The 25,117-nt window shown below is 33.5% G+C and carries 20 protein-coding genes; all 20 read left to right on the top strand.

Annotated elements, in window-relative coordinates:
• Positions 1–12: 12 nt before the first annotated feature.
• The 20 genes from HJ01_RS01665 to HJ01_RS01570 all read left to right on the top strand — a co-directional run bounded on the left by HJ01_RS01665 (position 13) and on the right by HJ01_RS01570 (position 25,113).
• Positions 13–999, top strand: coding sequence for an SDR family oxidoreductase (locus tag HJ01_RS01665; protein ID WP_007136527.1), 987 nt, complete (start codon positions 13–15; stop codon positions 997–999).
• Between the two features lie 64 nt (positions 1,000–1,063).
• Complete coding sequence (locus HJ01_RS01660; protein WP_007136526.1) at positions 1,064–2,455, top strand: UDP-glucose 6-dehydrogenase; 1,392 nt, start codon at positions 1,064–1,066, stop codon at positions 2,453–2,455.
• 124 nt (positions 2,456–2,579) lie between these two features.
• The gene (locus tag HJ01_RS01655) at positions 2,580–3,044 is read left to right on the top strand and encodes a UpxY family transcription antiterminator (protein ID WP_007136525.1); all 465 of its coding nucleotides are present in this window, start codon (positions 2,580–2,582) and stop codon (positions 3,042–3,044) included.
• A 733-nt stretch (positions 3,045–3,777) separates the two neighbouring features.
• Positions 3,778–5,061, top strand: coding sequence for a nucleotide sugar dehydrogenase (locus tag HJ01_RS01650; RefSeq protein ID WP_007136524.1), 1,284 nt, complete (start codon positions 3,778–3,780; stop codon positions 5,059–5,061).
• 153 nt (positions 5,062–5,214) lie between these two features.
• Positions 5,215–6,222, top strand: a complete 1,008-nt coding sequence (locus HJ01_RS01645) for a mannose-1-phosphate guanylyltransferase (RefSeq protein ID WP_007136523.1) — start codon at positions 5,215–5,217, stop codon at positions 6,220–6,222.
• 459 nt (positions 6,223–6,681) lie between these two features.
• Entirely contained in the window at positions 6,682–7,632 is a 951-nt protein-coding gene (locus HJ01_RS01640; RefSeq protein ID WP_007136521.1) for a GDP-L-fucose synthase family protein, read from the top strand.
• A 149-nt stretch (positions 7,633–7,781) separates the two neighbouring features.
• Positions 7,782–8,870 carry a GDP-mannose 4,6-dehydratase gene (gene gmd, locus HJ01_RS01635; RefSeq protein WP_007136520.1) on the top strand — a complete coding sequence of 363 codons (1,089 nt, stop codon included), beginning with the start codon at positions 7,782–7,784 and terminating at the stop codon, positions 8,868–8,870.
• Between the two features lie 123 nt (positions 8,871–8,993).
• Entirely contained in the window at positions 8,994–10,112 is a 1,119-nt protein-coding gene (gene wecB, locus HJ01_RS01630) for a non-hydrolyzing UDP-N-acetylglucosamine 2-epimerase (RefSeq protein ID WP_007136519.1), read from the top strand.
• A 3-nt stretch (positions 10,113–10,115) separates the two neighbouring features.
• Entirely contained in the window at positions 10,116–11,327 is a 1,212-nt protein-coding gene (wecC, locus tag HJ01_RS01625) for a UDP-N-acetyl-D-mannosamine dehydrogenase (RefSeq protein ID WP_007136518.1), read from the top strand.
• Between the two features lie 129 nt (positions 11,328–11,456).
• Positions 11,457–11,663 carry a sugar phosphate nucleotidyltransferase gene (locus HJ01_RS17095; RefSeq protein WP_007136517.1) on the top strand — a complete coding sequence of 69 codons (207 nt, stop codon included), beginning with the start codon at positions 11,457–11,459 and terminating at the stop codon, positions 11,661–11,663.
• Positions 11,664–12,202: 539 nt separating this feature from the next.
• Positions 12,203–12,916 carry a GNAT family N-acetyltransferase gene (locus tag HJ01_RS01615; RefSeq protein WP_040473599.1) on the top strand — a complete coding sequence of 238 codons (714 nt, stop codon included), beginning with the start codon at positions 12,203–12,205 and terminating at the stop codon, positions 12,914–12,916.
• Positions 12,903–14,027: a dTDP-4-amino-4,6-dideoxygalactose transaminase gene (gene rffA / locus HJ01_RS01610; RefSeq protein ID WP_040473598.1), complete on the top strand. Its 1,125-nt coding sequence runs from the start codon at positions 12,903–12,905 to the stop codon at positions 14,025–14,027. The genes HJ01_RS01615 and rffA overlap by 14 nt, the downstream gene beginning before the upstream one ends.
• A gap of 1 nt (position 14,028) precedes the next feature.
• Positions 14,029–15,387, top strand: a complete 1,359-nt coding sequence (locus HJ01_RS01605; protein ID WP_100208506.1) for a lipopolysaccharide biosynthesis protein — start codon at positions 14,029–14,031, stop codon at positions 15,385–15,387.
• On the top strand, positions 15,380–16,690 hold the full coding sequence (locus HJ01_RS01600) for a glycosyltransferase (protein WP_007136511.1): 1,311 nt from the start codon (positions 15,380–15,382) through the stop codon (positions 16,688–16,690). Before HJ01_RS01605 ends, HJ01_RS01600 begins: the two co-directional genes overlap by 8 nt.
• On the top strand, positions 16,690–17,904 hold the full coding sequence (locus HJ01_RS01595; RefSeq protein ID WP_007136510.1) for a hypothetical protein: 1,215 nt from the start codon (positions 16,690–16,692) through the stop codon (positions 17,902–17,904). Before HJ01_RS01600 ends, HJ01_RS01595 begins: the two co-directional genes overlap by 1 nt.
• Positions 17,905–17,918: 14 nt before the next feature.
• Positions 17,919–18,692, top strand: coding sequence for a glycosyltransferase family 2 protein (locus HJ01_RS01590; RefSeq protein WP_007136509.1), 774 nt, complete (start codon positions 17,919–17,921; stop codon positions 18,690–18,692).
• Between the two features lie 5 nt (positions 18,693–18,697).
• Positions 18,698–19,636, top strand: coding sequence for a glycosyltransferase (locus HJ01_RS01585; RefSeq protein ID WP_007136508.1), 939 nt, complete (start codon positions 18,698–18,700; stop codon positions 19,634–19,636).
• A gap of 90 nt (positions 19,637–19,726) precedes the next feature.
• Positions 19,727–21,100 (top strand): phenylacetate--CoA ligase family protein, encoded by a 1,374-nt coding sequence (locus HJ01_RS01580; RefSeq protein ID WP_040473596.1) that lies wholly within the window; start codon positions 19,727–19,729, stop codon positions 21,098–21,100.
• Position 21,101: 1 nt separating this feature from the next.
• The gene (locus HJ01_RS01575) at positions 21,102–23,213 is read left to right on the top strand and encodes a bi-domain-containing oxidoreductase (protein ID WP_007136506.1); all 2,112 of its coding nucleotides are present in this window, start codon (positions 21,102–21,104) and stop codon (positions 23,211–23,213) included.
• Between the two features lie 16 nt (positions 23,214–23,229).
• Positions 23,230–25,113: an alginate lyase family protein gene (locus HJ01_RS01570; protein ID WP_040473595.1), complete on the top strand. Its 1,884-nt coding sequence runs from the start codon at positions 23,230–23,232 to the stop codon at positions 25,111–25,113.
• Positions 25,114–25,117: the final 4 nt, after the last annotated feature.

Below are 25,117 nucleotides of genomic sequence, written 5' to 3'. Positions count from 1 at the left end.
ATAGATTAGATAATGATGAAAGAAGAAACGAGAAGTACGATACTAATCACAGGAGGAGCTGGGTTTATAGGATCAAACCTAAGTGAGTATTTTTTAGCAAAAGGCCATAAAGTAGTCTGTTTAGATAATTTTGCCACTGGGCACAGACACAATTTAAAGGATTTTATAAACAATCCTAATTATCGTTTGATTGAAGGAGATATTAGGAATGCTACTGATTGCAGCAATGCAGTAAAAGGCGTAGATTATGTCTTGCATCAGGCGGCTTTAGGTTCTGTTCCGCGATCTATAAATGATCCGGTTACTACTAATGACGTAAATGTCTCTGGGTTTTTAAATATGCTGGTGGCTGCCACAGATGCAAAGGTAAAGCGGTTTGTATATGCGGCTAGTTCATCTACCTATGGGGATTCTGTTGGGTTGCCAAAAGTAGAAGATGTTATTGGAAAACCCTTGTCTCCGTATGCCATAACCAAATATGTAAACGAACTATATGCTGAAATTTTCAGTAAAACTTATGGACTTGAAACGATAGGTTTGCGTTATTTTAATGTTTTTGGAAGAAAACAGGATCCTAAAGGAGCTTACGCTGCTGTAATTCCGAAATTTGTGATGCAATTGATGCAGCATGAAAGCCCTGTAATTAATGGGGACGGGAATTACTCCCGTGATTTTACTTATATCGATAATGTCATTCAAATGAATGAACTGGCGATGACTACCACTAATAAACAAGCTGTGAATACAGTTTATAATACGGCTTACGGAGATTGGAATACATTGAATAATTTAGTAGGCTATCTGAAGGAATTTTTATCGAAATACGATTCCGAAATTGCAAATGTTGCTATTAAGTACGGTCCCAATAGAGCGGGAGATATTCCGCATTCTTTGGCGAGTATTGATAAGGCAAAAGAATTGTTAGCTTACGATCCGAAATTTTCTTTACAGCAGGGACTAGAAGAAGCGGTGGACTGGTATTGGCAGAACCTGCGTTAAAGAAGTGCAAAGAGAATAGAAGAAAGAGAATAGAGCAAAGAGTTAAGAATTGAAAAACATAGAAATGAATATTACAAAAATTTGTTGCATCGGTGCGGGGTATGTTGGTGGGCCTACAATGGCTATAATCGCGCAAAAATGCCCTCAGATTGAGGTTACGGTGGTCGATTTGAATGAAGAGAGAATCGCGGCTTGGAATGATGAAGATGTTGATAATATTCCAATTTACGAACCTGGTTTGTCTGAGATTGTTAAGGAAGTCAGAGGAAGAAATTTGTTTTTCTCTACCAATGTGGAAAAGGCCATTGATGAAACTCAAATTATTTTTATATCGGTGAATACACCTACTAAGACCTATGGGAAAGGAAAAGGTATGGCAGCTGATCTGAAATTCATTGAATTGTGCGCCAGACAAATTGCCAAAATTGCAAAAGACGATAAAATTGTTGTTGAAAAATCAACGCTGCCCGTACGAACTGCTGAGGCTATAAAAAGTATTTTGGATAATACCGGGAATGGAGTACAGTTTCAGATTCTTTCTAATCCAGAATTTTTGGCCGAAGGTACAGCGGTGCAGGATTTGTTAAACCCAGATCGAATATTAATTGGTGGAGATACTACTGAAGAAGGACAAAAGGCAATACAAGCATTGGTTGATGTGTATGCTAATTGGGTGCCTACTGATAAAATATTGACTACAAATGTTTGGTCTTCAGAATTGTCAAAACTGACTGCTAATGCATTTTTAGCTCAGAGAATATCTTCGGTAAATGCAATGTCAGAATTGTGTGAGAAAACAGGTGCTGATGTGAATGAAGTGGCAAAAGCGATTGGAATGGACAGCAGAATTGGGGCAAAGTTCCTTAAGGCTTCTGTTGGTTTTGGAGGCTCTTGTTTTCAAAAAGACATTCTGAATTTGGTATACATTGCTAAGTCCTATGGATTGCACGAAGTGGCTGATTATTGGGAACAGGTTATTATTATGAATGACTACCAAAAAAGGCGTTTTTCTAATAAAATAGTACAAACTTTATACAATACCGTAGCCGATAAAAAAATTGCTTTCTTGGGATGGGCTTTCAAGAAAGATACCAACGATACCAGAGAATCTGCGGCAATTTATGTGGCGGATGATTTAATCAATGAGCAAGCACAAATTGCGGTTTATGACCCCAAGGTGTCCGCTAAAAAGGTCTTGGCTGACTTGGATTATCTAGAAACTCGGACTACAGAAAAAAACAATGCTTGTGTAACTTCATTTGTTGATCCTTATGAAGCCTGCGCAAATGCACATGCCGTAGCCGTGTTGACAGAATGGGATGAGTTTGTACAGTACAATTGGCAAAAAATATACCACTCCATGCAAAAGCCTGCTTTTGTCTTTGATGGAAGAAATATTTTGGACCGTGCTAAAATGGAGGAAATTGGATTTGTGTATCAAGCGATAGGTTCTTAATTATAGTTAGGAGCAAAGTTGCAAAGGGACAAAGATTCAAAGGGATCAATTGCATTGTAAAGTGCAGCATGTAATTGCAACTACTGATGTTGCATACTAATTTTATAGCAATACATTATAGATGATGAACTGGTATGTAGTTTACACAAAACCAAAATGGGAAAAGAAAGTTGCTGAGCAATTAACTAATTTTGGTATTGAATGTTATTGTCCATTGATCACAACGGTGAGGCAATGGTCAGATCGGAAGAAAAAGGTGGAAGTGCCACTTTTTAATTCCTATATATTTGTTCAGTTGGCAGACAAGGACCGTAATTTGGTTTTTCAGTCAGTTGGTGTGGTGCGTTATTTATTTTGGTTGGGGAAACCCGCCATTGTTCGCGATGAAGAAATAGCCACGATCAAAAACTGGCTAAGCATTGCGGATCAATATGATGTTGTGGTAGACGCATTTCAAATTGGTGATAAAATCACTTTGGAATCGGGACCCTTCATTACACAGGAGGCTACTGTACAGGAAATTAAAAAGACCCATTATGTATTAGTATTAGAATCATTGGGCTGCACCTTAAGAATGAATTTTAAGTAAATTTGAACTGTTTCTTTGCTGTACTTCTTATGATGTGTTAGTTGTATATAAAATAGGCTGGGAGCTAGCAGATTCAAAAAAGTAAAGAAAGCGCTGAGCTTTCCTGAAATTGGCAGTTAGATCTAAAGTCCGATGTTTTTTTAGTGATTAGAAATCTGTTCTAAGTTATTTATTTAACCGAATAATTAAATTAAAAAGCTCAGGTTTACCTCATATTTAAATGGGGTGAAGCTGAGCTTTTTTTATGTCAATTGTTTAGCGGCTTAGAGGTATTGTTGAAAATGAGTTCATAGATTTTTGTGGTTGAGATTTGACAAGCAGAGGGAAGCTCAATTGGATTCAGGCTGCTTGTCTAGGGTCAATGTTGCTAAATGACAGGACGTTTGGTATGGCTAAAGTGGAGTGTATTGATAATTTGTATTTTTCTTACAAAAATAAGCCTAAGTGGCGTTTGGGCTCTCACCTAATTAGGTGATATTTTTATGTAAATAAAAGGTTAAACCAATGTTTTTTGTATTGACAGTCAGCACGTTGTGTTTTCCATGTTGGCTTAAGTCTGTTGTACAGTTTTTTAAAATAAAAATCGTAGTGAAAAGAACGATTTAATGTCCCTATATTTGCAAATTCAATTTTTGCTGACTTTCTACCACATTGTTGTGGGTTGGAAGCGCGAAGCGGTGTAATATAGTTAAGAATATACACCTAAACTGTGTAAAGATTTACTTCAATATAGATGGTTTCAAATATTAAAATAGCGGTTATAGGTCTGGGTTACGTTGGTTTGCCATTGGCACGCTTGTTTGCTACAAAACATGCCGTAATTGGATTTGATATCAATGAATCAAGAGTTGCCGAATTAAAAGCAGGTCATGATGCGACACTTGAGATTGATTCCGTTTCGTTGTCTAAAGTTTTGGTTGAAAAAACAAATTCTGCAGTGGGATTGTATTGTACCTCTGTTTTAGAGGAAGTAACGGATTGTAATTACTATGTGGTTACGGTTCCTACACCAGTTGATAAAAATAACCGTCCTGACTTGACTCCTTTATACAGATCTTCTGAAACAGTGGGGAAACTATTAAAAAAAGGAGATATCGTAATTTACGAATCCACGGTATATCCGGGGGTGACTGAGGAAGAGTGTGTTCCTGTTTTGGAACGTGTCTCTGGACTAAAATTCAATGTTGATTTCTTTGTGGGATACTCTCCTGAGAGAATAAATCCCGGAGATAAAGAGCATACAGTAGATAAGATATTAAAGGTAACTTCAGGATCTACTCCTGAAATTGGCCAAAAAGTAAATGAGCTATACCAATCTGTAATTACGGCTGGTACTCATCTGGCTCCATCTATTAAAGTTGCTGAAGCAGCAAAGGTTATAGAGAATTCACAACGAGATATTAATATTGCTTTTGTAAACGAATTGGCTAAAATATTTCAACTATTAAATATCGATACTCAGGCTGTTTTAGCAGCTGCGGGAACCAAATGGAATTTTCTTCCTTTTAAACCGGGTTTAGTAGGAGGTCATTGTATAGGTGTTGATCCTTATTATTTGGCACAAAAAGCACAAGAAATGGGATATCATCCTGAAATTATTTTGGCTGGAAGACGCTTGAATGATAGTATGGGGGAATATGTAGCTTCTCAAATTGTGAAGTTAATGATCAAGAAAGGAATTTCAGTTAATGGAGCTACGCTCTTAATGCTTGGAATTACTTTCAAAGAGAATTGCCCCGATGTTCGCAATACTAAAATTGTGGATGTGATTGCCGCTTTAGTTGATTACGGTATTAGCGTTTCTATATACGACCCTTTGGCTAGTCCTGAAGCAGTGAATAAAGAATACAAATTAGGAACTACCAATACGGTTCCCAATCAAAAGTTTGATGCTGTTGTTTTGGGGGTTGCTCATGCTGAATTTTTAAATTTGGATTTTTCAAGATTACAAAATACAAATAGTATTTTGTATGACGTAAAGGGAGTTTTAGGAGATAATGTAGACGGAAGGTTGTAGAAATCGTTGACCGTTTTTCGTTTTTCGTCCATCGTTAACCGTTGACCGTCTTGCGTTAATCGTACATAGAAAAACCTTTCACGTTTTTCTATCGAACATCGAACATCGAACATCGAACAACGAACATCGAACAAGGAACAAGGAACAAAAAATATGGAAAATAAACATTCAATCACACATGTCATCCTTACTGGGGGCGTAGGAAGTCGTTTGTGGCCGTTGTCTCGCAAAAGTCAACCTAAACAATACCTTGATATTTTTGATGGCAAGTCTCTTTTTGAAATGACCGTAGATCGCAATCGCAATATAGCTGATAAGGTGATGGTGGTTGGGAATATTGACAATTGTCATTTGAGCCGAAAAGTATTAGAAAAAACAAATACAGAATATATCGATATCATTGAATCGACTCCAAGAAATACGGCTGCAGCCATAGCATTTGCCGCGTTTGCCGCTGATCCGGACGATATTTTGATTATCACTCCTTCTGATCATATTATTGATGATATGGAAGCCTATGAATCGGCAATTGAAGAAGCAGTGGAAAAAGCATCTAAAGGATATATTGTAACTTTCGGGATTATGCCTACGAAACCGGAAACGGGATATGGATATATTGAACGTAAGGGAGATGATGTAATTTCTTTTAGGGAAAAACCCAATCAGGTTTCAGCCCGGGATTTTATAAACAAAGGGAATTTTCTTTGGAACAGTGGGATGTTTTGTTTTAAGGCAGGAATTTTATTGGAAGAATTAAAAGCTTTTCATCCTGAAGTATATGAGAAATCAAAATTGGTTTGGGAAAACAATACTAATGGGAATTTAGATCTAGCGCTTTCTATGGATATCCCATCTATTAGCATTGATTATGCGGTGATGGAACGCTCAAAAAAAATTAAAGTGGTTTCCTCTAAATTTGGCTGGTCTGACTTAGGCTCTTTTGAATCAGTATATGATTATTTGATTTCCATTGGGCATCCAGTAGATGAAAATGGCAATATGGTGATTGGAACCAATAATTACACCGCTTTTATAGGTGTTAAAGATACGATATTCGTATATACAGATACGGCCAATTTAATTTTGAAAAAAGAATTTTCACAGGATGTCAAAAGTGTATATAATGCACTTGCGAGAGACAATTCCAATTTACTAAATTAAAAAACTTTGCTGTCGTTTGTCATCTCGACGATAGGAGAGATCACATAAGTAGCTAGATAATCGTAGTAAATGTGGTTTTGTGCTAAGAAGGTAATCTTTACTTTTTTCCTTGAAGAAAAAAGTAACAAAAAAATATTCATGGGTTAATATTGTTTTTTTTGTATTTATGAATCTTCGATTTCAAGCCTGAAAATAAAAATCTTGAAAACTGTTTTGATGGTTTACCTGACTGCCACTGGCAGTCCTCCTTTTAATTTCAAATGTTGTTTTCCTACGCTTTTTATTTAAGGGCGGGGCTGGGTTTGTTGATTAGATTGCGTCACTTCGAGTGTTTCAATTTTTTTTTATTTTGAAATGTATCGAGAAGTCGTGAATTTAAGAACATCGTTTCCAGTTGAAGAGACATAAATAAAGCATTAATAATGGCATCGAAAACCTTAATATAATTTTTATTATAAAATGAATAAAGACGCTAAAATATACATCGCAGGACACAACGGTATGGTGGGTAGCGCGATCTGGCGAACACTTACAGCTAAAGGCTACACCAAACTGATTGGGGCTTCGAGCAAGGAACTGGATCTGAGAAACCAACAAGCCGTAAAAGATTTTATGGCTGCCGAAAAGCCGGAAGTGATTATTGACGCTGCTGCAAAAGTAGGAGGGATCTTGGCCAATAATGATTTTCCGTACCAGTTTATCATGGAGAACATGCAAATTCAAAATAATCTAATCGATACAGCGTTGAAATCCGGTGTGGAGAAATTTATATTTCTTGGAAGTTCTTGCATCTATCCTAAACTGGCACCACAACCGCTAAAAGAAGAGTATTTGTTGACGGATACTTTGGAGCCGACAAACGAATGGTACGCTATTGCAAAAATAACAGGGGTAAAAGCCTGTCAAGCCATCAGAAAACAATTTAATAAAGATTACGTAAGCCTGATGCCAACTAATCTTTATGGTACTCACGATAATTTTGATTTGACTTCTTCTCACGTTTTACCCGCGATGATGCGAAAGTTTCATGAGGCAAAGGAAAATGGAAATACTCCGGTAACCTTATGGGGAAGCGGAACGCCGATGAGAGAATTTCTTTTCGTGGACGATATGGCACAAGCAGTCGTTTTCGCATTAGAAAACAAACTACCGGATTATTTATACAACGTAGGTACAGGAGAAGATTTGACCATCAAACAATTGGCCGAAACCATTCAAAAAATAACGGGACACCAAGGAGAAATCATTTGGGATAGCAGTAAACCCGATGGGACGCCAAGAAAATTAATGGATATATCCAAAATGCATGCGTTGGGATGGAAACATCAAGTACAATTAGAAGAAGGAATTCAAAAGACCTACGATTGGTTTTTAGAGAATATAGATCGATTTAAGCAAGTGAAGATGTAGGTCGTTGACCGCTAATCGTCCGCCGTTTACCGTCCAACGTCTATCGTTGAGCGTGTTTCGTCAATTGAACAACGAACAACGAAAAGCGAGCAACAAACAACGAACATCGAAAAGCGAACATCGAACAATGAATAATAAGCAATAATATCATGGATAACACACCACAAAAAGTAGCATTAGTAACAGGAATTACAGGTCAAGATGGATCGTATTTAGCAGAATTATTATTAGAAAAAGGGTATATGGTTCATGGTGTAAAACGCCGTGCGTCATCTTTTAATACGCAACGTATCGATCATATCTATCAAGATCAACATGAAGTGCATGTTAATTTTAAATTGCATTATGGTGATTTGACTGATTCTACTAATATTATACGAATTATACAGGAAGTACAGCCTGATGAAATCTATAATTTAGGTGCGATGTCACATGTAAAAGTGTCTTTTGATTCTCCAGAATATGTTGCTAATGTGGATGGACTAGGAACCTTGAGAATTCTTGAGGCGGTTAGAATTTTAGGTTTAACAAAGAAAACAAGAGTGTATCAAGCTTCTACTTCTGAATTGTATGGAGGATTGGCAGAAAATAAAAATGCAGCAGGTTTTTATGACGAGAACTCTCCTTTCTATCCTCGTTCACCGTATGGAGCGGCTAAAATTTATGGTTTTTGGATTACTAAAAACTACCGTGAGGCCTATAATATGTTTGCTTGTAATGGTATTCTTTTCAATCACGAATCTCCACGACGTGGTGAGACTTTTGTAACACGTAAAATCACCATGGCAGTAGCTGCTATTGCTAAAGGAAAACAAGATTGTTTGTACTTAGGAAACTTGAATTCTCAAAGAGACTGGGGACATGCTAAGGATTATGTAGAGGCCATGTGGCGTATTTTACAACAAGATGTGCCAGAAGATTATGTAATTGCTACAGGTGTGACTACGTATATTAGAGATTTCGTTATCATGGCTTTTGCTGAGGTAGGTGTTTCATTGCGTTTTGATGGCGAACAAGAAAAAGAGACAGCTACCGTGGTTGCTTGTTCTAATCCTTTATATCAGATCGCGATAGGTACGGTTGTACTTAGGGTAGATCCAGAATATTACCGTCCTACTGAAGTGGATTTATTGATTGGTGACCCTACAAAGTCAAAAACACAATTGGGATGGAAACCTCAGTATGACTTAACGGCTATGGTTAAAGAGATGGTTGTGAGCGATTTGAAATTATATTAGTTTTAAAATAGTATTTCAAAGACTGTGGCTATCCGACATTAAATTATTTGAGTAAATAATGTCTTTTCTGTTACATTGATAAAGGCAATTGAATTTTATAAAGTTAAATGATCATAAATTAAGATGGTAAAAAATTTAATAGTATTTGGAACTCGTCCTGAGGCTATAAAAATGGCACCTTTGGTGAAAGAGTTTAATAAGAACAAGGAATTATTTGACACCCGAGTTTGTGTAACTGCACAACACAGAGAAATGTTGGATCAGGTATTGGAGTTTTTTAAAATCATTCCCGATTATGATTTGGACTTAATGAAACCCAACCAGAATTTATATACGTTGACTTCAGATATTATTTTGGGATTAAAGCCTATTTTAGAGGAGTTTAAACCAGACTATGTTTACGTTCATGGTGATACTACCACGACGATGGCAACAAGTATTGCTGCTTTCTATTCTGGAGCAAAAGTGTGTCATGTGGAAGCGGGTTTGCGTACACATGATAAATATTCACCTTTTCCTGAAGAAATAAACAGACAAGTTACCGGCAGAGTTGCTGATATTCATTTTGCTCCAACAATTACCTCTAAAGAAAATTTGTTGAAAGAGAATGTTTTAGATTCTTCGATTTTGATTACTGGAAATACGGTAATAGATGCTCTTTTAGATAGTGCCGACAGAGTAGCTGCAATTCAAAATGATGAAATAGAATTCTTGAAAAAGGAATTGGATTTTACAAAACGTATCATTTTAGTAACGGGACACCGTAGAGAAAACCATGGAGACGGTTTTATCAATATCTGTGCGGCCCTTAAAGAAATTGCTGTTTCAAATCCGGATGTTCAGATTGTATATCCGGTGCATTTGAACCCAAATGTAAAAGGGCCTGTTTATGATATTTTAGGTGGTGTAGCTAATATTAAATTAATAGCTCCTTTGGCTTACCCCGCATTTGTTTGGTTGATGAATCAATCTACTTTGATAATCACTGATAGCGGTGGTGTACAGGAAGAGGCTCCAAGTTTAGGAAAACCAGTTTTGGTTATGAGAGATACCACGGAAAGACCAGAAGCAGTTGAGGCCGGAACGGTTATTTTGGTGGGTACCGATAAAAATAAAATCGTTCTCGAATGTAATAGTTTGTTGAATAACAAAGTGCGTTACCAACAAATGAGTGCATTGCACAACCCTTATGGAGACGGCAAAGCCTGTGAAAGAATAGTGAATTATATCAAAGAAATTTAAATTATGAATAATCAAAAAGTAGTAACTGTAGGATTAGGATATATTGGTTTACCCACTTCTGCCTTAATAGCCAATAATGGAATTTCTGTTCATGGTGTTGATGTCAATCAAAAAGTTGTAGACACAATAAATGCAGGGAAAATACATATTATAGAGCCGAGTTTAGATGAAGCAGTCGCAAAAGCAGTCGCAGCTGGATTTCTAAAAGCTGCTACCGAGCCAGTTAAAGCCGATGTGTATTTAATTGTGGTGCCAACTCCTTTTAAGCAAAGAAACGAACCGGATATTTCATTTGTTCAAGCAGCTACTGTAGCAATTTTACCACTTTTGAAAGAAGGAGATTTGTATATCATTGAATCAACTTCACCTATTGGAACCACAGAAAAAATGATGAATTTCATTTTCAATGAAAGGCCTGAATTAAAAGGAAAAATACATTTAGCTTATTGTCCGGAAAGAGTATTGCCAGGGAACGTAATGTATGAGTTAGTGCATAATGATAGAGTGATTGGTGGAGTTGACGAAGCTTCAACTCAGAAATCAATTGATTTTTATCGTCAGTTTGTTAAAGGGGAGTTACATGCTACCAATGCACGTACAGCTGAAATGTGTAAGCTTACTGAAAATTCGTCACGTGATGTACAGATAGCCTTCGCAAATGAGTTGTCTTTGATTTGTGCAAAAGCGGATATAAATGTATGGGAGTTGATCAAATTAGCAAACAAGCATCCACGGGTTAACATATTACAGCCTGGTTGTGGTGTTGGTGGCCACTGTATAGCGGTTGATCCTTATTTTATTGTTGCTGATTATCCTATGGAATCTAAAATCATTGCATCAGCTAGAGAAATAAATAATTACAAATCTTTTTGGTGTGCGGAGCAGGTAAAAACGGCTAAATTAGAATTTCAAATTAAAGAAGGAAGGAAAGCTAGTGTAGCGATAATGGGATTGGCGTTCAAGCCCAATATTGATGATTTAAGGGAATCTCCTGCCAAATATATAGCACAAAGAGTGATGCAAGATGCAAACGATGAAGAGTATTATATTGTTGAACCCAACATTGAAGACCATCATGTATTTAAAATATCAGATTATAAAATTGCTGTTGAAAAGGCGGACATTGTTGTGTTCTTAGTAGCGCACAATGAGTTTAAATCACTTGATATTGCAGATGATAAAATGGTATTGGATTTTTGTGGGGTACGGAATTAAAAATTAAATGTGAAATTCAAAAAATAAAACAGATTAATAAATCAAAAATATATCCCTTTGCTACTTCAGAATGGAAAATTAATCATTTGTTAAAAAGTACCCTTTATCGCAACATAAAGAACTGCAGGATTGCCAAGTTTTCAAAAATCATTAAAAAATGGAAGTCAATTAGGAATTATATTTGAATATGCACAACAACCTTTACCCGATGCTGTGGCACAAGCAGTTATTATTGGAGGGGATTATGTTTGCCTAATTTTAGCAGTTAATATTTTCTATGGCGCAGGGTTACAAAGTCTTTTGAAAGATGCATTAAAAGCTTTAAAAAGAGAATAAGTCAATAGTTTTTGGCAGTTTTATGCTTGATCGCAAAAGATATGGGGTGGCTGAGTTTTATGAAAATGCAAATGTTTTAAATATGGAGGAAAAGCTTGAAAATCCTAAATTTAATTATGCAGTGCTAGGCTTGTATAATATCCAAATTCTGTAGCTCAAATCGCAAAAAATGTAAAACCATCACATAGAGGAGAATTGGAAATCACATATGTAAATCAGTCTTATTTAGAGCAAAATAAGTTAAAAATGCAAATTTTTAAAGGGGATATGCATGGTTGGATACTCCAACGCATGGAGCTTTAACTGAAGCTTTAGAACTTGTGAGGGTTGTTGAGAAAGGGATAGGATTGAAAATTGCCTGTTTAGAAAAAGTTGCGTTTAAAATGAAATATATTGATAAAGGTCAATTAATAGAAATAGCTTCCTGATTAATTAGAAGTAGTTATGGTTTAAATTTAGAAAAAATACTGAAATTATGTCTAGAAATTAGCTTGTTATGATTTTTTTTGGGTTAATAGCAGGCAATTAAATTATTAAAAATGATTTTTATAGAAAAATTAGATTGGGATAGCCAATTTTTTAAACTCAAAATTGGAAGATGCACTATAAATCAAAATGATAAGTATTGTCTAAATCAATTTAGATATATTTCACAAGAGTATGATTTAGTCTATATATTTAGTCAACTTAATAATTTAGATTTTAAGTTAATGGATAAGAAGGTAGTATATATTAACGAAGATATAAGTGGGTTTTTAAGTATAAATAAAGATGCTAATGTAAATAAAATTGAATACTATCAACATAATAGAAAAAATTATGATGATATTTTAGATCTCACACTGCAAAGTGGTGAATACTCTAGGTTTAATATTGATGAAAATTTCAGGAATAATGAATATTCAAAGCTCTATAAAGAATGGATTGACAATTCTATAAATAAAAAATTAGCCCAAGAAATCATTGTAAAATATCTTGACAATAAAGTCGTAGGTTTCGCAACTCTATCAAAAAAAGATGATCAATTGGCGGATATTTCTCTTGTTGCAGTAGATAAAAATTACAGAGGTAAAGGAATTGCAAAAGAGATTATTTTAAACACAATTATTGAAGCTAAAAAAAGGGGATTTAATAAAATACAAGTTGTTACACAAGTAGACAACTTACCTGCGAATGGACTTTACCTCGCAACTGGATTCAAAGAAAAATCATTAACTAATATTTATCATCACTGGAATCATGATACCATTTAACAAACCATATCTAACAGGAAAGGAAGCGCATTATATGTATGATGCCGTTTATACAGGTAAATTATCCGGAAATGGAAAATATACAAAAAAATGTCAACATTTTTTTGAGGAAAAGTACGGGTTTAAAAAAACACTTTTAACAACCTCATGTACCGATGCACTTGAAATGTGTGCAATATTATTAGATATAAAACCGGGTGATGAAGTAATAATTCCATCTTATACTTTTGTGTCCACGGCTATAGCATTTATAAGGCAAGGTGCTAAAGTTATATTTGCAGATTCAGAAAGGGATACTCCTAATTTAGATGTCACAAAATTAGAAGCTTTAATTACAGATAAAACGAAAGTAATTGTGCCGGTCCACTATGCTGGTGTTGCAGTTGATATGGATCCAATAATGGAATTGGCAAGCAAGTACAATTTATTTGTTGTTGAAGATGCCGCTCAAGCTATTGATAGTTTTTATAAAGGAAGACCGTTGGGTACTATAGGTCATTTATCAGCTTTTTCTTTTCATGAAACAAAAAATATAATTGCAGGAGAGGGTGGTTTGTTAGGAATTAACGATGAGAGATTTGTTGAACGGGCCGAAATTATTTGGGAAAAAGGAACAAATAGAGCCTCTTTTTTTAGAGGAGAGGTCAATAAATATGGTTGGGTAGACATTGGGTCTTCATTTTTGCCATCTGAAACAACTGCCGCATTTTTATATGCACAATTAGAGAATATCAATGATATTCAATTGAAAAGAATTTCATTGTGGAATAGCTATTTTGATAAACTAAAACCTTTGAAAGATAAAATTTCGCTACCAGAAATTCCTTCGTATGCTACCTGCAATGCACATATGTTTTTCATTGTCTGTAATTCTATTGAGGAAAGAAATCGCCTTATTCAAACCTTGAAAGATAATGGAATTTATAGTGTATTTCATTATTTGAGCTTGCATAAAAGCCAATATTATTTAGAACATTTTTCAGAACGTCCTGTTTTGGAGGAGGCTGATAAATATACAGATAGGCTTTTAAGATTACCAATGTTTTATGAGTTAGCAGAAGTGGATCTAATAAAAATAACTAATTGTATTTTGGATTTTTATGATGTTTAGTATGATAGATTTTAATAAGCTTCTAAAGCTTGATGCAGGCAATAAACGTAGCGTTCAAGCTAAAAAAAATATTTTAGCATCGGTGTTTATTCGCGGAGCTAATATAGTTATAGGGCTGTTAATGGTTAGTTTAACAATTAATTATCTTGACACAGTCAAATATGGTATATGGGTGACATTAAGTTCCCTAATTGCTTGGTTTTCTTTTTTTGATATTGGTTTTGGAAATGGTCTTAGAAATAAATTTGCAGAAGCCTTAGCTCAAAATAATGTTGCTTTAGCCCGAAAATTCGTAAGCACAACATATTTTATACTATCTATTATCATTATTGTTTTAATCGGGATTTTTATTCCTTTAAGCAATTATATCGATTGGAATTTAATTCTAAACGTAAGTCAAACTATTGTTTCATCTTACGAATTAAAATTATTAGCAATTATTATTTTCTCGTTTTTTGGATTAAACTTCGTTTTTAAACTAATTACTACAATTCTCATCGCAGATCAAAGGCCAGCTTTAGCTGCATTTTTAACCTTATTAGGCAATATACTTTCATTAGCTTTTGTGTTTTTCCTTTTAAAAAGTACGGTAAGTTCACTTTTATATTTAGGCTTTGTTATAAGTATTGCTCCAGTCATAATTCTTATAATTTCAACTTTTATTTTTTTTAGTGGTACATATAAAGAGTATAGACCTTCCTATAAAAGTATTGATTTAAAAGTTATTCCGAGTTTATTTGGACTAGGAATAAAATTTTTCATAATTCAAATCGCTGCGATTTTATTATACCAAACAAACAACATAATTATTTCGCAACTTTATGGACCTAAAGAGGTTACTTCTTTCAATATTGCTTTTAAATATTTTAGTGTGTTGATGATGTTATTCTCAATTGTTATTTCACCATTTTGGAGTGCTTTTACAGAAGCATCGGTCAACAATGACAATAGATGGATTAGAAATATAATGAAAAAACTTTTTAAATTTTGGGGGGTATTGGTTTTGGTAGGCTTAATTATGCTTTTTATTTCAAGTTGGATTTATCCTTTATGGGTAGGTGAGAATGTAGTTATTAGCTTTTGGATGTCAATTCTTGTGCTAATATGGACTCTAATAAATACATGGAACAGTATTTTTAGCACTTTTTTAAATGGGATTGGAAAAATTAAGTTACAACTCTTTATTGGAATCTTTTCAGCTTTACTAAATATACCCCTGGCAATTTTTTTAGGAAAAGAAATAGGATTAAACGGAATATTTATCGCTAACATAATTGTAAGCTTATTAGGAGCATTTATTTATCCAATACAATACAAGAAATTAATTTTTAATGGTGCAAAAGGAATTTGGAATGCGTAAAATTAAAATTTTGAATTTGGCTTTTACGGATATGGGGGGGGCTGGAAAAGCATCTCTTATATTTAATGAAATGTTTAATAATGAAGGTTATGACTCTCGTCTTTTAGTTAAAGAATCTAATGTAGAAAATAATAATGTGATAATTTTTGCAAAGAAAAAAGACAATGTTTTTGTAAAATTTATTTCTAAACAGAAAGGTAGGATTAAGTATGTGCTAAATCGCTACTTTATATTTAAAGATAAATACTTTTTTTTTAAACTCAACGATAATTTATCCGAAATTTCTACTAAAGAAATATTAAATGCTGTTCCTTTTGTTCCTGATGTAATATTTTTACATTGGATAACGGGATTTGTCAATTCAAAAATGATTAATGAACTGGCAGCAATTACAAAAGCAAAAATATTCTGGATTATGATGGACAACGCGCCACTCACAGGTGGATGTCACTATCCTTGGGATTGTGAAGGTTTTCATTCTTCGTGTTCTAACTGTCCGGCCATTAAATTATCTTTTTTAAAGAGTAAAGCTGAAGCGAATTTAGCGACCAAAAAGTTAAATATTCCATTGAATTTAGAATTGATAACGTGTTCAATTATGGATTTTAACAGGGCTAAAAATGCAGCTGTATTTAAAAGTAATACAATTCATAAAATACTCTTTCCTATTGATGAAAAAAAATTTTCAGTAGCAGATCGAGACTATGCCAAACAATATTTTTCTATTCCTTCCGATAAAAAATTGATTTTTTATGGCGCCTCAAATATTAACAATACTAGAAAAGGGATAAAGTATTTCTTAGAAGGGATCAGGATTTTGCAAAATATTTTTTTAGAAAAGGGAATTCACTTAGATAATTATGCGATTTTAATTGCTGGAAATGTAACAACTAACCTGTTTTCGAATATAGAAATTCCAATATATCACCATTCTTTGTTAAATGAAGAAAAGCTAATTAATGCATATCAAGCGTCTTCAGTTTTTTTATCAACTTCCGTTGAAGATTCAGGACCATTAATGGTAAATCAAGCTGTTATGTGTGGAACTCCTGTTGTGGCATTTAACGTTGGAGTCGCTGTTGACCTAATAAATAGTGGGATTACAGGGTATTTATCTGAATTATATGACTCCCATTCTTTAGCTCAAAATTTATTTAGAATTTTAACGATGGATAATGAAATGGAAATGGAGATGTCAAAACAATGTAGAGAAATGGCTATAAGAACTTTTTCGTATAAAGCTGCAATTTCTAACTATAATGATTTAATCAATCAATCAGTAAAAGATAAAATAATTTACTGATGCAGAATTTATACCTCATGAAAGCCGAGCGAAAAACAGTACAAATTATCCTATTCTTAATAGGACTATCACTGGTTACATCGTATTTCGATTTTTTAATTCCTGGTTTAAGATATATTCAATATGCTGTTACTCCAATTCTAGGAATATATGTTTTATATTTTGGCTTGAAAAAAGGTAAATCGCTTTCTGTATTACGGTGGTTCTTTATAATTTTTATAATTTTTTTTCTAAGGGGTCTTTTATTAGGTAACTATGGAAAATATATCCTAGGTGATATACTATCATGGAGCTTTGTGTTTATGGTCGTGTTTTTTAATTCTGATGCTGCTTTTTACAGTTTTAAAAGCAAGATTCCTGAATTCATGGCAAAGCTTTTAATTGTTTTCATCCCCTTTACTTTATTTGTTTTTTTTAAATATGCTAATATTTCGGCTGATATAACTAGAAGCTTAATAGCAGATAACGGAGTAAATGAGAAGGCAATGTTTTACCCTTTACTATTTGCACCTTTATTACTTCCTTTTATATTTGATTTTAAATTGCACGTAAGAATCGCTGTAATTGTGGGTAATCTAATGTTGGTTTTTTTTGGTATAGTAACTGCAACGCGGGGAATGTTTATGATACCGATTGTAGCTTTCCTTTTAGTTTTTTTGCTTCAGAAAAAGATGTCATTTAAAATTGTGATAATTCTCATTCTTGTAATTGTAACTTTTTTGAATATAGGATCATTTTCAGATAATGAGGTGCTTAAAGAGAAATCAGACTACTTGTATTCTCGATTTAATGAAGATAAGGACGTGAGTGGAGGAAGAAATTCTGAAATTTTTGATTTATTTGATGAATATACCTTTACGGAATTTTTGATTGGCAGAGGAGCTGGAGGAACTCATACATTTGGGTTTTGGAAAGATGTAGATACTCCTTTAAATTTGGGAGCAAATGTGGCGCATTATGGTGTCACACATCTGCTACTGAAAGGTGGTTTCGTACTTCTAATTTCTTTCTATAGTTTGGCTCTTTGGGCAATTTTGAATTTATATAAAAAAGGAGATCGTAAGTACATGATAGTGATTATTTTATATTTGATTATGGAAATATCACACAACCAATTCAATAATTTAGCATTTTTAATACTTTTTTGGGTAAGTATTAGTTTTAGTTTGAAACTCACTAATAAAAGAAAACTAATAAATTCGAGTACGATATAATAATCCGTCTAAAAATGAAAGATTCCGCCTCACCAGATCTAAAACTACCTTTAATAAGTATTGTCACAGTTGTTTACAACGATGTAACAAATATTGAAAACACTATTGAGAGTGTTATTAACCAAACATACAGTAATATAGATTATATTACAATAGATGGTGGTTCATCCGATGGGACAGTTGATATAATAAATAAATACAAACATAAAATTGCAACTATTATCTCAGGAAAGGATAAGGGAATATATGACGCAATGAATAAAGGTACGGATTTAGCAAAAGGCGCATGGATTATTTATATGAATTCAGGTGATCTATTTAGTGATTCAACTATTTTAGAGAAAATATTTATAGAAAAACAAAAGTCTTTAGAGGGAATTTCTGTTATATACTCGGATGTTTTATCAAAAAACAAACAAATTATAAAACGATTATCAGCACGAAGGTTAAGGTTAATTTGGATGGGGCCTCCTTCAAGTCATCAATGTCAATTTGTGAAAACGGAACTTGCTAAAAGTAAACCCTTCAACTTGAATTTTAGAATCAATGCAGATTATGATTTTATTTACTATACGTTAAATAAAGGAGTAAAATTTTTGTATCTGAAAGAATTTTGCATAGCAATTTGCGATGCAAGCGAAGGTTTTTCAAAAACAAGTGATTCCAAATTTATTTTAAAAGAAAATTTTATAGTTTCTAAACAATATTCAAGCTTTCTTGAACAACAATTGTTGGTTATTGTTAATACATTAAAATATTTATATAGTATAGTTAGAAAATTTAAATAGTACTAATGATTCTACAATTCGCAAAATCGCCTCCACCAATAGGAGGAGTTTCAATACATGTTCGGCGTTTAATGTACTCTTTGAAAGAGGAAGGAATTTCTACTGAAATTCTTGATTATTCGAAAGAACGAAATTTAATAAGTATTTTAAAAAAGATATTTAGAGCTAAAATTATTCATATACATTTAAGTAAAAAAGCACATCGTTTGTTTTTTGTTTTTTTCTTTAGAATTTTATTTAAAAAGGTAATTGTGACATATCATGGGAAGTATGATTATAAAAACCTATTCGATGTATTGTCTTTAAAAATTTGTAACGTTTCGATAGTGTTAAATAGTTTTAGTTTCAAAAATGCACTTAATTATAAAAAGCAGAATGTTTATCAAGTTGGCGCATTTATACCTCCTATAGAGGATGAAATTATGCCTTTATCAAAGGAGGTATTATATCAATTAGAAATATTTAAAAAAAAATATGATTTAGTTTTTGCAACAAATGCTAGTAGTTATGTAACAGATAATTTGGGTAATGAGATTTATTGTGGTTCTGAATTAATTAATTTTTTTTCAAAAAATAAAAATTATGGACTTATATTTTCTGATTCATCTGGAACTTATTTTGATTTTTTTAGATCAAAAAATATAAATATACCTCCAAATGTTTATATTATAAATTCAAGTCATGATTTTATAAATATACTGCGCAATTCCAGTGCATTTATTAGGGCAACAACTATGGATGGAGATTCATTATCGGTAAAAGAAGCATTGTATTATGGTTTGCCAGTTTTTGCAACGAATGTTGTTGATAGGCCTAAAGGAGTAATTATGTTCAGTGATTTTGAAGAACTAGAAAAATTATTTTTAGACTTTGTACTCGATAAACAAGTATATGAAGTTAAAAATAGTTTTAAGGAAATTTTAAAAATTTACGACAACCTATAATATTGATTTCTTGTAGATAGTAAATTCAAATAAATCGTAAACAACAATTTTTTAAATAAAAAATAAAATGAATCCTCCTAAGATTAAAATATGAGAGAAAAAATATATAATAAGCTACCAATAAGTTGCCAAAATATTGCATGTACACTAAAAGGTTTTTATGAGATGAATTCTAGACTAGGAGGGGATTTTAAAAATACATATGTCTTTTTGAAGAAAACGGAATGGTTCGGTGAAAAGCAAATAGAAGCATATCAATTAGATCAACTCCGGAAACTGATTGGCTATTGTGATGAAAATATTCCTTATTATAAAAGAATATTTAAGGAGATTAATTTAACGGCAAAGAGTATTAATAGTCTTGAAGATTTAAAACGCATACCAATACTTACGAAAGAAGATGTAAGAAATAACTATAAAGACCTAATAAACCCAAATTTTAAAGGTAAAGTCTTGCATTCACACACGTCTGGAAGTACAGGGAAATCTCTGCAGTTTAATTTCTCTCAGGATGCAGTAAGATATCGGTGGGCTCTTTGGTTTAGGCATAGAGCTAGATTTGGAGTTGAACCATCTGATCGATTTGCGACTTTTACTGGTCAGGTTGTTGTGCCTATTAGTCAGTCCAGTCCTCCTTTTTGGCGTGAAAATTGGGCGATGAAGCAGACAATATTTACCATGCATCATATGAGTCTTGAAAAAGTACCAAGTATAGTAAATCGTTTAAATAAGGGCGGTTTTGCTTACTATGCTGGCTATCCATCCATATTATTTTCAATAGCTTCTTCAATAGAAGAATTAGGTTTGAAAATCACTCAGTCTCCTAAGGTAATATTTACAGGCGCAGAAGCACTACTGGGTTATCAACGAGAAAAGATTTCTAAGGTTTTTGGTTGTTTAGTTACGGATCAATATGGCTTTTCAGAAGGTTGTGGAAATGCGTCAAGATGTGAAAATGATTTATTTCATGAGGATTTTGAATATGGTGTTTTGGAATGTCACAATCCAATTCTTAACGATGATGGCTCAAGAACAGGTGAAGTTTTAGCTACAGGGTTTACAAACTTGGCAATGCCTTTTATAAGATATAAAGTAGGTGACACAGCTACTTGGATTGATTCAAACTGCTCGTGTGGTAGACATTCTAAAACAATTAGTAAAATAAACGGGAGAAATGAAGATTTTGTACTAACGCCTGAAGGTAATAAAATTTTACGCTTTGATTATCTTTTTAAAGACACTGTTAATATTGTAGAAGCTCAAGTTGTTCAGAAAAAATTGGGAGAAATAATTATAAGAATAGTAAAAAGGGAAAGTTATCTGGAAAGTGAAGAAAACGCACTTAGAAAAATAGTTCACTCTAAAATAAGCCCAAAACTGGAAGTCAATTTTGAATATGTTAATGAAATAGAAAGAGAAAATACAGGTAAATTTAGAGCTGTAAAATCTTATTTAAATAAATAAAATGAAACAAATCATACAATCCTTTAAAACGGGACAAACAATATTAGAAGAAGTTCCCGCTCCACAAGTAGCTAGAGGAACCGTATTAATACAAACTACCCGTTCTTTGGTTTCATTAGGGACGGAGCGGATGTTGGTAGAGTTTGGAAAATCAAACCTAATATCTAAAGCCCGTCAACAGCCGGATAGGGTGAAGCAAGTTCTTGATAAGATTAAAACAGAAGGGCTGATGCCAACATTAGAAGCTGTCTTTAATAAGTTAGGTGAACCACTTCCTTTAGGGTATTGTAATGTAGGGAAAGTAATAGCCGTTGGAGAAGGGGTGAGTGAATTTAAAGTAGGCGATCGTGTTGCTTCAAACGGGCAGCATGCTGAATTTGTATCTATTCCTAAAAACTTGGTAGCTCATATTCCTGATAATGTGTCTGATGAACAAGCCGCTTTTACGGTTATAGGTTCCATCGGTTTGCAAGGAATTCGGTTATTAAGCCCGACACTTGCTGAAACGATAGTTGTCACCGGTTTAGGATTAATAGGATTGTTAACTGCTCAATTGTTAGTGGCCAATGGTTGCAAGGTTATTGGTGTAGATATTGATGAAAGCAAATTAGCTTTGGCGAAACAGTGGGGGATTATTCCTTTTAATCCAAGAAATGGAGATGTTGTAAAATTTGTTGAAGAAAATACTAATGGAATTGGTGCTGACGGAGTTATAATAACAGCTTCTGCAAAAACGGATGAAATTATTTCACAAGCGGCTAAAATGTCACGAAAAAGAGGACGTATCATTTTGGTTGGTGTTATAGGTTTAAATTTAAGCAGGGCTGAATTTTACGAAAAAGAATTATCATTTCAGGTTTCCTGTTCGTATGGACCTGGACGATATGATGAAAATTATGAAAATAGAGGAATAGATTATCCTTTGGCTTTTGTTAGATGGACAGAAAAAAGAAATTTTGAAGCCGTTTTACAATCTATATCTTCAGGAAAGCTTCAGGTAAATGAAATGATCACCGAAATAATTCCGTTAGATAATTATTTGCAAATCTATGGTGAGATTGGTTCCAGTAAATCGATTGCCTCGATATTAAAATATAATGAAAGTGTTGTGGTGCCAAGCAATACAATTCAATTAAAAGAAGCCAATTATACAGGTCAAAAAGGAGTTATTGGAGTTATTGGATCGGGTAACTTTACTAAAATGACTATGTTGCCTGCATTAAAGGGCAGTGGTGCTAATTATAAATACATTGCTAGTAAAGGTGGTGTTAGTGGTACTGCAATGGCTCAAAAACATGGCTTTTCGCATTCTACTACAAACGTAGATGACGTATTAAAAGATGATGAAGTAGATTTAGTTTTAATAACAACAAGACACAACCTACATGCGGGAATGACTGTAAAAAGTTTAGAAGCAGGAAAACATGTTTTTGTTGAAAAACCTTTAGCCTTAAATACTGAAGAGTTGGAAGCTGTAATTGCTGCTCAACAAAAGTCTGGTAAAACGGTTATGGTTGGTTTCAATAGACGTTTTTCTCCGCATGCTGAAAAAATGAAGTCGCTTTTAGGAACTTCACAGATGAATATAATTGCTACCATGAATGCAGGAGATATTCCAGCAAATGTTTGGGTGCATGATATGTTAGTTGGTGGTGGAAGAATCATTGGAGAAGCCTGTCATTTTATCGATTTAATTAGCTATTTAACAGGAAGTAGAGTAAAAGCGGTTTGTATGAATGCGATGGGTGTCAACCCAGAGGAAAATACAGATAATGCTACTATCTTACTAAAATATGAAAATGGGTCAACTGGTGTAATTAATTATTTTTCGAATGGTTCAAAATCGTATTCTAAAGAACGTGTTGAGGTGTATTCACAAGAAAGAACTTTAATAATGGATAATTTTAGAGTAACTGAAGGCTTTGGGTTTAAAGGTTTTTCTAAATTAAAAACAAAATTGGACAAAGGACATAAAGATCAATTTCATAAATTAATCAATCAGGCTAAAAATGGTGGGCCGGCTTTGATTCCATTTGAAGAAATTGTTAATACGACTAAAGCTTCATTTGCTGCTATTGAAAGTTTAAAAACCAACCAATGGATTGAATTGTAATTAAAAAGTAAACCAATTGAATATTACATTAGCTTTTCAACTTTTTCAGAATATGGGGCTTCGGTATACGTCCTATAGAATTGTTCATGAAGTAGAAAAACGCTGCGGTTTTCTTAAGAAGAGACACCCTATGCAATCTGAACAAAAATATTTTATTTCACTTCAAGAGTGGAAAAAAGCTGCTATACCTTTTGTTATTGAAGGCAAGGAACATTTGTTTTTTGAGAAAATTAAGGACGAGTCTTTAAAGGAAAAAGCTTTAAAAATTCTTAATGGAGAACTATGTTTTTTTAGTTCAGATTGGAAAACTCTTGGGGCTAATTATGACTGGATAACCAATCCGGAAACCAATTATAAATACGATGTTTCCAAGCATTGGTCTGAAATAAATGACTTTAACCCTGCTAACGGAGACATAAAGTATGTTTGGGAAAAATCTCGCTTCAGCTATTTGTTGACTATTATAAGAAACGATTATCATTTTGAGGAGGACCATTCTCAATTTGTGTTTTCCGAAATTGAAAGTTGGATAGATGCCAACCCAATAAATCAAGGGCCCAACTGGAAGTGCAGTCAAGAGATTTCATTGCGATTATTCAATTGGATGTATGTTTTGAATTTTTATAAAAATTCAGATGCTTTAACCGAAGAACGTTGGAATAAAATCCAGAACACTATTTATTGGTCTTTGCATCATGTGTATTATCACATTAATTTTTCTAGAATTGCTGTTCGAAATAATCATGCCATAACCGAAACATTAGCTTTAACCCTAAGTGAATTGTTATTTCCTTTCATACCTGAATCAAAGAAATGGGCAAAAAAAGGGAGAAAGTGGCTGGAACAAGAAGTGGCTTATCAGGTTTACGAAGATGGTACTTTCCTTCAGTTCAGTATGAATTATCATCGGGTAGTAATTCAGTTATTCTCATTTGGAATTTCACTTACTGAGACGTATAAAAAACCTTTTTCGAAACTTTTGTATCAAAGAGCGTATGCCAGCTTGAATTTTTTATATCAATGTCAACAAGAAGAAAATGGCTATTTGCCTAACTATGGAGCTAATGATGGGGCTTTGTTTTTCCCGCTTACCAATACAGGGTATAGAGATTATCGTTCTCAATTAAATACATTACATCATATTTTGACTAAAGAAAAACTATTTGATGATGTTGTGATAAATGAAGAGTATTGCTGGGTTCAAAATAAAGCAAATCCAAAATATAGCTTCAAACCGCTAACCAAGTCTTTTGGTGTATTAAGTTTTGAAAATGGAGGTTATTACATTTGTAGGACAAATGAATCATTTACTTTTGTAAGATGTGGCAACCATAAAGACAGGCCCTCTCATGCCGATAATTTACATGTGGATGTTTGGGTAAAAGGACAAAATATCTTACGCGATTCGGGTACCTATAAATACAATACTTCAAAAGATTTCTCGGATTATTTTACCGGGACAAAAGCACATAACACCGTGGTCGTAAATAATCAATCCCAAATGCTGAAGGGAAGTCGCTTTATATGGTATTATTGGACCCAATGTCTAGGCGCAACATGGGAAGAAAAAAATGATGACTATATTTTTCATGGAACCATTAAAGCCTTTCAGCAATTAAGCAATAGTGCAACTCATTCACGAACGATTAAAATTTCAAAGTATAAAGCAAAGTGGACAGTTATTGATGAGGTTTTATCATTAGACCAATATGCTAAAGAACAAATTTGGCATGTAGATGATTTTTCTGTTGCTTTTGAAAGTCAGTCAAATAATAAAAAAGTTGAACCTAGAAACAGTTTGTCTTACGATTCAGAATACTATGGTTTAAAAAAAGAGGGCAAATCACTTTCTTTTGCTTTTAAATCACAAATTACAACTACGATTACAATTAAAGATTAAAAAT

The sequence above is a fragment of the Flavobacterium frigoris PS1 genome (genome assembly GCF_000252125.1).
Lineage (GTDB): Bacteria > Bacteroidota > Bacteroidia > Flavobacteriales > Flavobacteriaceae > Flavobacterium > Flavobacterium frigoris_A.
This window is presented reverse-complemented; position numbering and strand designations above follow the sequence as displayed.